Below are 8,990 nucleotides of genomic sequence, written 5' to 3'. Positions count from 1 at the left end.
CCCCCTAGTGTCCAGCACGGCAACCGGAGCGACGCGGGCAAGGACCACGCGGGCAGCGAGAACGCCGAGGGGAACGAGAACGCCGAGGGCGCTGGGGACAACAAGGACAACAGCCCAGGAGCCGGCGACGCCGGGGAGCTGGATCGCCCGAATGGCGCCGACGGCCGGGTGCGGTCGCCCGGCCGGGACGGGACGTGGTGGCGCCGGGCCGTGCTGTACGAGGTGTACCTTCGCAGTTTCGCCGATTCCGATGGTGACGGGGTCGGCGATCTGGAGGGGCTGCGGCGGCACCTGCCCGTGCTGGCCGAACTCGGCGTCGACGCGATCTGGATCACACCCTTCTACTCGTCCCCCATGGCCGACCACGGGTACGACGTCGCCGACCATCGCGGCGTGGATCCGCTCTTCGGTGACCTCGCGGACCTCGACGCCGTGCTCGCCGACGCCGCCGAGGCCGGACTCGCCGTGCTGATCGATCTCGTGCCGAACCACTCGAGCTCGGCGCACCCGGCGTTCCAGGCGGCGCTCGCGTCCGCGCCGGGCAGTCCCGAGCGGGAGCTCTACATCTTCCGCGACGGCCGAGGCTCCAGCGGCGAGCAGCCTCCGAACAACTGGGAATCGGTGTTCAGTGGATCGGCCTGGACGCGGGTGGCGGACGGCCAGTGGTACCTGCACCTGTTCGACGCCGAGCAGCCCGACTGGAACTGGGATCATCCCGCCGTCCGCGCGGACCATGCCGCGACGCTGCGGTTCTGGCTCGATCGGGGGGTCGACGGGTTCCGGATCGACGTGACCCACGGGCTGGTGAAGGACACCGAGCTACGGGACAACCCGCCCGGCGCCCTGTTGGCTCCGGACAGCGGGTTCCGCGAGGAGCACGAGCCCCGGGTCTGGGACCAGGACGGGGTGCACGAAATCTACCGCGAGTGGCGCGCGATCACCGACGAGTACACCGCCCGCGACGGGCGTCCCAGGGTCCTGATCGGGGAGACCTGGGTGCGCGACCCGGCCCGGCTCGCCCGCTACGTGCGACCGGACGAGCTGCACCTGACGTTCTCGTTCTCCCTGCTGAGCATCCCCTGGTCGGCGGCGGCCTGGCGGGCCGCCATCGATGCCGAACGCGCCGCGCTGACGGCGGTCGGCGCGCCGGGCACCTGGGTGCTCGCCAACCACGACGTGGTGCGTCCGGCGACCCGTTACGGCGGCGGTCCCACGGGGACCCGCGGCGCGCGCGCCGCCCTGCTCACGCTGCTCGCACTGCCCGGCACCGCGGTGCTGTACCAGGGCGACGAGCTGGCGCTGCCGCAGGCCGAGGTGCCGCCGGCCGCCCGTCGCGACCCGATCTGGACGCGGTCCGGGGGCACGTCGCCGGGCCGGGACGGCGCCCGGATCCCCCTGCCGTGGTCGGGGGACACGCCCCCTTACGGATTCACCTCGGCCGGCGCCGACCCGTGGTTGCCGCAACCCGCCGACTGGGCGGACCTCGCGGTCCTCGCGCAGGCGGCCGACCCGATGTCGACCTGGCTGCTCGTGCGCAGCGCGCTCGCCCTGCGCCGTGCCCTCCCCCACCTGCGTGGCGACGACCTGCGCTGGCGGGACGACGCCCCGGCCGGATGCCTGGCCTTCGACCGCCCCGCGCCGGCAGGCTCGTCGGTGCCCCCGGCCCCGCCCACCTCGGTGGGGCCGGCCAATATGACCTGCGTGATGACGACCGAGGGGGAGGTGGCGGTTCCACTGCCCGGACGGCTGGTGCTCGCCAGCGGACCGGTGGGGTACGACGGCGCGACCCTGACGCTGCCCCCCGACACGACGGCGTGGATCGCGCCCCGCGACGGCTGAGAACACCCGTCGCCCGGATCGGGCCGCACCGCGTGCCGCAGAATGGACGAGTGAGCCAGTCTCCTCCGCGCACTCTCCCGGTCAGCTCCTTCTACGACGCCGCCGGCGGCGAACCGACGTTCCGGAAGCTGGTCGCGCGGTTCTACCAGGGTGTGGCAAACGATCCGGTACTGCGCCCGCTCTACCCGGAAGAGGATCTGACCGGCGCTGAGGAGCGCCTGCGCATGTTCCTCATCCAGTACTGGGGTGGCCCGACCGACTACCAGGAGCAGCGCGGGCATCCTCGGCTGCGGAGGCGGCACGGCCCGTTCGCGATCGGCCCGGCGCAGCGGGACGCCTGGCTGAAGATCATGCGGGCCGCGGTCGACTCCCTGGACCTGCCGCCCGATCTCGACAGGCAGCTCTGGGGCTACCTGTCGATGGCGGCGAACTCGCTGCAGAACCGCCCCGACTGACCGCTCGGTGCCCGCGGGCACCGGCCGGGCGGCCGGCCCGGGTGCGCTCTCAGTCCCGGGTGAGCTTGCGGTAGGTGACGCGGTGCGGGCGGGCCGCCTCCTGCCCGAAACGATCGATCTTGTTGGTCTCGTAGTCGGCGAAGTTCCCCTCGAACCAGAACCAGCGCGCCGGGTCCTCGTCGGTTCCCTCCCAGGCCAGGATGTGGGTGGCGACCCGGTCGAGGAACCAGCGGTCGTGGGAGATGACCACGGCGCAGCCGGCGAACTCCAGCAGCGCGTCCTCCAGGGAGCGCAGCGTCTCCACGTCGAGGTCGTTGGTGGGCTCGTCGAGAAGCAGGACGTTGCCGCCACGCTTGAGGGTGAGCGCGAGATTCAGCCGGTTACGCTCCCCGCCGGACAACACACCGACGGGCTTCTGCTGGTCGGGCCCCTTGAACCCGAACGACGACACGTACGCCCGGCTCGGGAAGTCGACCTTGCCGACGACGATGTGGTCGAGGCCGTCGGAGACGACCTGCCAGACGTTCTTCTTCGGGTCCAGGCCCGAGCGGGTCTGGTCGACATAGGCGATGTCGACGGTGTCGCCGATGACGAGCTCCCCGGCGTCCGGCGCCTCCTGCCCGGTCAACATCTTGAACAAGGTCGTCTTACCGATGCCGTTGGGGCCGATCACGCCGATGATGCCGCCGCGCGGCAGGGTGAACGACAGGTTGTCGATGAGGAGCCGGTCATCGAAGCCCTTGGTGAGCCCCTTGGCCTCGATAACCTGGTTGCCGAGCCGGGGGCCCGGCGGGATCTGGATGTCCTCGAAGTCGCGCGGGCGCGCCCGGTCCGCCTCGGCGGCCAGCTCCTCGTAGCGGGCGAGGCGCGACTTGCTCTTGGTCTGGCGGGCCTTCGGGTTGGACCGGACCCACTCGAGTTCCTGGGCGAGTACCCGGCGCCGCTTGGCGTCCTTCTGGCCTTCGACCTTCAGCCGGGCCGCCTTGTTCTCCAGGTAGGTGGTGTAGTTGCCCTCGTAGGGCAGGGCACGGCCCCGGTCGAGCTCGAGGATCCAGCCGGCGACGTTGTCCAGGAAGTACCGGTCGTGGGTGACGGCCAGCACGGCGCCCGCATAGCGGGCGAGGTGCTGCTCCAGCCAGGCGACGCTCTCGGCGTCGAGATGGTTGGTCGGCTCGTCGAGCAGGAGTAGGTCGGGAGCCTCGAGCAGGAGCTTGCACAGCGCGACCCGGCGGCGCTCACCGCCGGAGAGCAGGGTGACGTCGGCATCGCCGGGCGGCAGCCGCAGCGCGTCCATGGCCTGGTCGAGCTGGCTGTCGAGCTCCCAGGCGTTCGCGGCCTCGATCTTGTCGATGAGCTCGGCCTGCTTGGCGAGGAGGGAGTCGAAGTCCGCGTCGGGCGCGGACATCTTCTCGTTGATCTCCTCGTAGCGGGCGAGCACCCGGCGGATCTCGCGCACGCCGTCCTCGACGTTGCCGCGGACGTCCTTGGTCTCGTCCAGCGAGGGTTCCTGGGCGAGCATGCCGACCGTGTAGCCGGGGCTCAGGGTCGCCTCGCCGTTACTCGGCTGATCGAGACCGGCCATGATCTTGAGCAGGGACGACTTCCCCGCGCCGTTCGGGCCGACTACCCCGATCTTGGCTCCGGGGAGGAACGACAGGGTCACGTCATCGAGGATGACCTTGTCGCCATGGGCCTTGCGCGCTTTGCGCATCTGGAAGACGTACTGCGCCATGCCATCAACCCTAGGGCATCGCGCCCGCGTTCCTCACAGCGGTGATCGGTGGCCCGTCGGCCGACGCCGGGGACCGGTGGGTACCACACCACAAAGAAGGGCACGGACTGTGGGGGCGACCGCTGCATGGGGGCGACCACTGCATGAGGGCGACCACTGAAACGGAGATGACGAGCGCGGGGAGGACGGCATGCTCGCGAGTGACCATCGGCTCGGGCTGGCGGCCGAGGCGTTCATCTTCGGATATCCCCTGGTCAGCAATGTCCGGCTGAGCGTACGGACGGCGGCTGAGGGAATCGGGCCGATCCGGCCCGCCGGGTACAACGCCTTCGCTCACGAGACGGAACCGCCCGCGCCACTGTCCTGCTTCGTCAGCGTCGACAACGACGCCCTGTGCTCGGTGGCCGAGGTCGACCTCACGCCGGGTCCGCTGGTCCTGCGGATCCCCGACACGCCGGATCGTTACAGCGTGATGATCTTCATGGACGCCTGGCGGAACAACTTCGCCTACGTGGGACGGCGAACCACCGGCGGACGGGGTGGGCGCTATCTGCTCGTCCCGCCGGGCTGGACGGGCAGCGCGCCCGCGTCGCTGGCCCGCATCAAGGCGCCGACCCGGCTGCTGACGCTGATCAACCGGTTTGGCTTCGACGGCCCGGCGGACATCGCGGCGGTGTCCCGGCTGCAGGAGGAACTGGACCTGAGCCCGCTGGATCCCGAGGCCCGCCGCGCGGAGGGACCGCCGGAGCACTCGAAGAGGGTCTGTGACGACCTCCGGTTCTGGGAGGAGCTGCGCATCTGGCTGCGCGCCTATCCTCCGTCGCGGGCCGAGGCCGAGTACGCCCGCCACTTCACCTCGCTCGGGATCCTCAACGATCCTTCGCCGTACATCGACCCCAACCCGGGCCTCGCCTGGTCCCTGCGCACCGGGCTGCGCGCCGGCCGCGACGAGCTCGAACGGGTGGCGCACGCCGGCCGGGCGCTGACGAACGGCTGGGTGAGCACCCCGCATGCCCTCGACTTCAACCTGGACCGACTCGGACCAGGCACGATCGACGATCCGGCCTGGCGGATAAGCGATCGGGCACAGGCCCGTCTCGCCCGGGCGATGGCCGCCCGGCTGCCGCGGGGCGCGACGCACGGCTACGAGGAGATCCAGGCGAGCCGTGCTATCGACACGGACGGCCGTCAGCTGAGCGGGGCCCACCGGTACCTGCTGGAGCTGGTGCCGCCGCCGCAGGCCGCGTTCTGGTCGCTGACAATGTACGACGCGCCCGAGTACTACCTCGTCGAGAATCCCCTGCACCGGTATTCCCTGCGGAGCGGCGACCGCGATCTGCGCCGCGGTCCGGACGGCTCGGTGCGCATCCTGCTCCAGAGCGATCCCCCGGAGGACGGCGGGCCGCTTGCCAACTGGCTGCCCGCGGCAGTCGGTGATTTCCGGCCCGTCCTACGGATCTACGAGCCGGGGACTGACGTCCTCGACGGAACGTACATGCTTCCTCCCATCTGCCGCATCGACCGATCACCGGGCCGACCGCTCACCGGGCCGACCGCTCACCGGGGGATCGGGGCGCCGGGGCAGGCAGGTTACCCGGGCGGGCAGGTCAGCCTCGACGATCATCGATGATGATGCGCAGCGGCGGCCGACGCCCCTCGCCGACCTCATCGACCTCCCCCAGGGATCCGAGTACGGTGACCGGCGGGCCGGCAGCCGGCCGGGAACCGTCCGACCGGGAGCTGTCCGACCGGGAACCGTCCCGTGCGGCCAGCCGCACGGGCAGCACCTGATGATCAAGGAAATGTTCCCGTCCGGAAGGGCTCGTCGCGTAGTAGGCCACGGTGATGGAGGTGCCCCGGCCGTCCCGCACGGTGCTCGCCGACGGACGGCCGAGGGATCCGGAATGCACCGGGGACCGGCCGGAGTCGTTGCGGTCCGTCGTGGTGCCGCCGGGGCTGTCCGTGCCGCCGGCGATGTTGGTGATACTGGTGACGTCGGTGATATCGAGGCCGTCCGCGTCGACGGTGAGGATCATCGAGGTGGGGATCCGCGGATGGACCGGAATCGACAGGCGGCGGGCACCCTCGGTGAGCACGACGCGGGCGGAACGGGCGCCCGCGGGCGCGGCATCCACTCGCAGGGTCACCGCCACCCACCTGCCGCTCCTGACCGCCAGCCGTTCGACCCGCGCGGTGGAAGGCGAGGCGGGTGAGCGGCCGTAGGCCGATGCCAGGCGGAGCAGGTAGGCCGGGCGGTCCGCGTGGTCAGCGGCCACGATGAGATCGTCGACCCCCCGCGACACGGCGAACAGGACGGGACCGTCGAGCTTCGGCCCGTTCGCGGTCACCGGAGTGGGATGCCCGAGAAACGGCGGGTTCACCGCGACGAACACGAGCGGGTCGCCCGGCAGCCGATCCAGCATCGCGCTGAGGTCACGGTCGTGCCCGGTGAGCGTGAGGTTGGCGCGCACCGCCCCGACCAGGACGACGGCCGTGAGCGCCAGGATGGCGGCGCCGGTCCCCGCGACGGCGGTGAGCCCGAAGCGGTGCCCGCGGGCGAAGACGGCTTCGCCGGCCCTGACCAGGCCCTCCGCGCCGAGGTGGACGAGCGGGATGAGCACCGGGACCAGGTAGAAGGGGCCGACGTAGCGGATGCCGCCCCACAACTCGGCCGCGTTCCACGCGCCCCAGAAGCCGACGTATCCGCCCAGGAAGAGCAGCCCACCCGCACCCAGGACCGCGGCGGGTGCGGACAGCTGCCGCCGAGCCGCCACGACGATCGCACAGCCGGCCAGCACTACTCCCCCGCAGGCCCAGCCGCCGAACAACCACAGGTGGTCGCCAACCGACTGCAGCCCTTCGACTAGGCCGAAGTCGTGCCTGCCGTCGCCGGGATACAGCTTGCGCAACCCGAAGCCGATCTTGTCGTCGGATTCGAGGAGCGCGAACGGCAGCCGCAACGGGTCACCGGTGGCGGCGGCGTTGCTGAGCAGGACGAGCACCATGGGCGCGGCGAGCCCGCAAAGCAGCCACCGGCACAGCCACCAGCGCCCGCCCGTGGAGGTCAAGACCAGCCAGATCGCGAGCGGAGCCAGGAGCAGGACGACGTCGTACGGCCGCACCGCCGCCGCCACGCCGAGGGCGAGGCCCGCGACGACCACCGGTGCCGCCCGTCGGCGGCGCCGTCCCCGCAGCACTCCCAGGACGGTCACCTGCAGCAGCACCAGGGTCGGCAGGTAGCTCAGCACCATCGCGCTCTGGAGGATCACCAGCGGGGAGAAGGCGAGCAGGGTCGCCGCCAACGCCGCGGTCCGCCGGCTGCCGGACAGCTCGGCGCCCAGTAGGTAGGTGACGACGACCGCCGCCATGACGATCATCGCAAGCGCCGGATCGATGCTTCCCGTCAGCACGATGCCGATCGCGAAGATCGCGGGTACGAAGGGCGTGTACTTCAACACGTAGTGATCGCCGACAACGGTTCCCAGCCATGGCAGGTAGGACGGCGCCGGGTCCGGGGCGGGCGGGAACAGGCGGCCCTCGGCGAGGGTCCTGGCATGCAGGAGGTAGATGCCCTCGTCGTTATTGACCGACAGGAACGGGAACACGGTGTGCCGGAGGACGACGGCGACCGCCGCGCTCAGGACGGCGAGCACCATCACGTACCGGGCGGGCCCCGAGATGCTCGCGAGACGAACGCGCAGCCGCTGGACGGGAGCCCGCCGACCGTGAGCGTCGTCGGAAGCCGGCGGCCCGGCCGGCGGTTGTTCGCCGTCCGGCCGGGACCGCGGCGTGTCGTTCCGGGGCTCGGCATCACCCCTGGGCGCGGCGACGACCACCGATCCGGGTGTCGCGTGCGCAAGGCCGCTCTCCAAGCCGGGACTCACGACAACCTGCGCATCGATGACGTCGAAGGGCGCCTGCGGCTCTGTCCCGGGTTCGGCGGAGACAGGCCCCGTCGGCCCCATCTCGTGCCGGCTGCTCATCCACGGCACGGTACCCAGCGCCCTTGGCCGCGCCGGACGCAGGTCGGTCCGACTCGCCCTCCAGGTCCCCGCCATCGACGGCTGGACGATCAGGAGAGGTCATGGGAGGAGGAGGGAAACGACTGCCAGGGTGAATCGTCGACCGTCACCGCGGACGGGCGCGGTTCGCCGGGCGCCACACCCGCGCCCTGGAGCCGCCCGGCATCCGCCGGCGGTCCCGCGACCATCGACGCCATGGCCGTCGCGGCAGATGCCGCTCCGGCCGCATCCGCATCCGCACCAGCGACCGGGAAGCCGGCCAGAGCGCCGTGCTCGGATCCCACCAGAGCGGACGGATCACTGGGAACACCCGTCGCGGCCGCCGCCCCCGCGGGGGCGGAGCCCGGGCGACGGGCAAGTCGCTCCGAGCGAGCCGCATGCCAGGTGAGCTCGGTTCCGACCGCATCCGCGTCGATCTCGTAGGTAACCCGCCGTTCCCCTTCGCCCGTCTCGAACGACCGCTGCCGCAGCCGGCCGTAGACGAGCGCACGATCACCCCGGACGAGGCTGGCAGCGACGTTGTCCGCGAGCTGGCGCCAGCAGGAGACCCGCAGGAACAGCGTGGTTCCGTCGACCCAGCGGCTCTCGGAACGATCGAACCGGCGGGGCGTCGACGCGAGGCGGAAGGTGCATATCGACGCACCGTTGGCCGCCATCCGATGATCCGGATCGTCGACCAGGTTGCCGACAAGCGTGATGGTCGTCTCGAGCATGGCGTGCTCCTCGGGTCAGGGACGGATCCGCCGGGCTGGCCGCGAACGGCCTCTCCCACAGTGAGCCGTCACGGCGGCTTCGGAAACCCTCGGTTGGTCGTCTGTGGATAACGAGGGTTCACCCACAGGCCACGCATCCCCGGACGTGCGCGCACCGGCACGCCGACGCTCGGACCCCACGCCGGTCCGCGACGCCTCCCGTTTGCCCGCCTGCCGCGGACGCCTCAGG

6 protein-coding genes are annotated in these 8,990 nt (G+C 71.5%); 3 read left to right on the top strand and 3 right to left on the bottom strand.

Annotation, left to right across the window (positions count from 1 at the left end):
* Both AC08OQ_RS06950 and AC08OQ_RS06945 read left to right on the top strand, forming a co-directional pair.
* Positions 1-1,839 (top strand): glycoside hydrolase family 13 protein (locus AC08OQ_RS06950; RefSeq protein ID WP_476604721.1); only part of this gene is annotated, 1,839 nt, incomplete at its 5' end.
* Between the two features lie 32 nt (positions 1,840-1,871).
* Positions 1,872-2,294, top strand: coding sequence for a globin (locus tag AC08OQ_RS06945; RefSeq protein WP_476595532.1), 423 nt, complete (start codon positions 1,872-1,874; stop codon positions 2,292-2,294).
* 49 nt (positions 2,295-2,343) lie between these two features.
* On the opposite strand, the gene ettA is transcribed toward AC08OQ_RS06945, so the two are convergent.
* Positions 2,344-4,026: an energy-dependent translational throttle protein EttA gene (ettA, locus tag AC08OQ_RS06940; RefSeq protein ID WP_476600864.1), complete on the bottom strand. Its 1,683-nt coding sequence runs from the start codon at positions 4,024-4,026 to the stop codon at positions 2,344-2,346.
* A gap of 190 nt (positions 4,027-4,216) precedes the next feature.
* Here ettA and AC08OQ_RS06935 point away from each other — a divergent pair, with 190 nt between their 5' ends.
* Positions 4,217-5,656, top strand: a complete 1,440-nt coding sequence (locus AC08OQ_RS06935) for a DUF1254 domain-containing protein (RefSeq protein WP_476600866.1) — start codon at positions 4,217-4,219, stop codon at positions 5,654-5,656.
* Here the strand turns inward: AC08OQ_RS06935 and AC08OQ_RS06930 are convergent.
* Entirely contained in the window at positions 5,634-8,009 is a 2,376-nt protein-coding gene (locus AC08OQ_RS06930; RefSeq protein ID WP_476600868.1) for a DUF7846 domain-containing protein, read from the bottom strand. The two genes, AC08OQ_RS06935 and AC08OQ_RS06930, sit on opposite strands and share 23 nt — an antisense overlap.
* An 89-nt stretch (positions 8,010-8,098) precedes the next feature.
* Entirely contained in the window at positions 8,099-8,761 is a 663-nt protein-coding gene (locus AC08OQ_RS06925; protein ID WP_476600869.1) for a single-stranded DNA-binding protein, read from the bottom strand.
* Positions 8,762-8,990: the final 229 nt, after the last annotated feature.

This window comes from Frankia sp. CcCS3 (genome assembly GCF_977927575.1).
The sequence above is the reverse complement of the archived record's forward strand: the minus strand, read 5'-3'. Positions and strand labels throughout refer to the sequence as shown.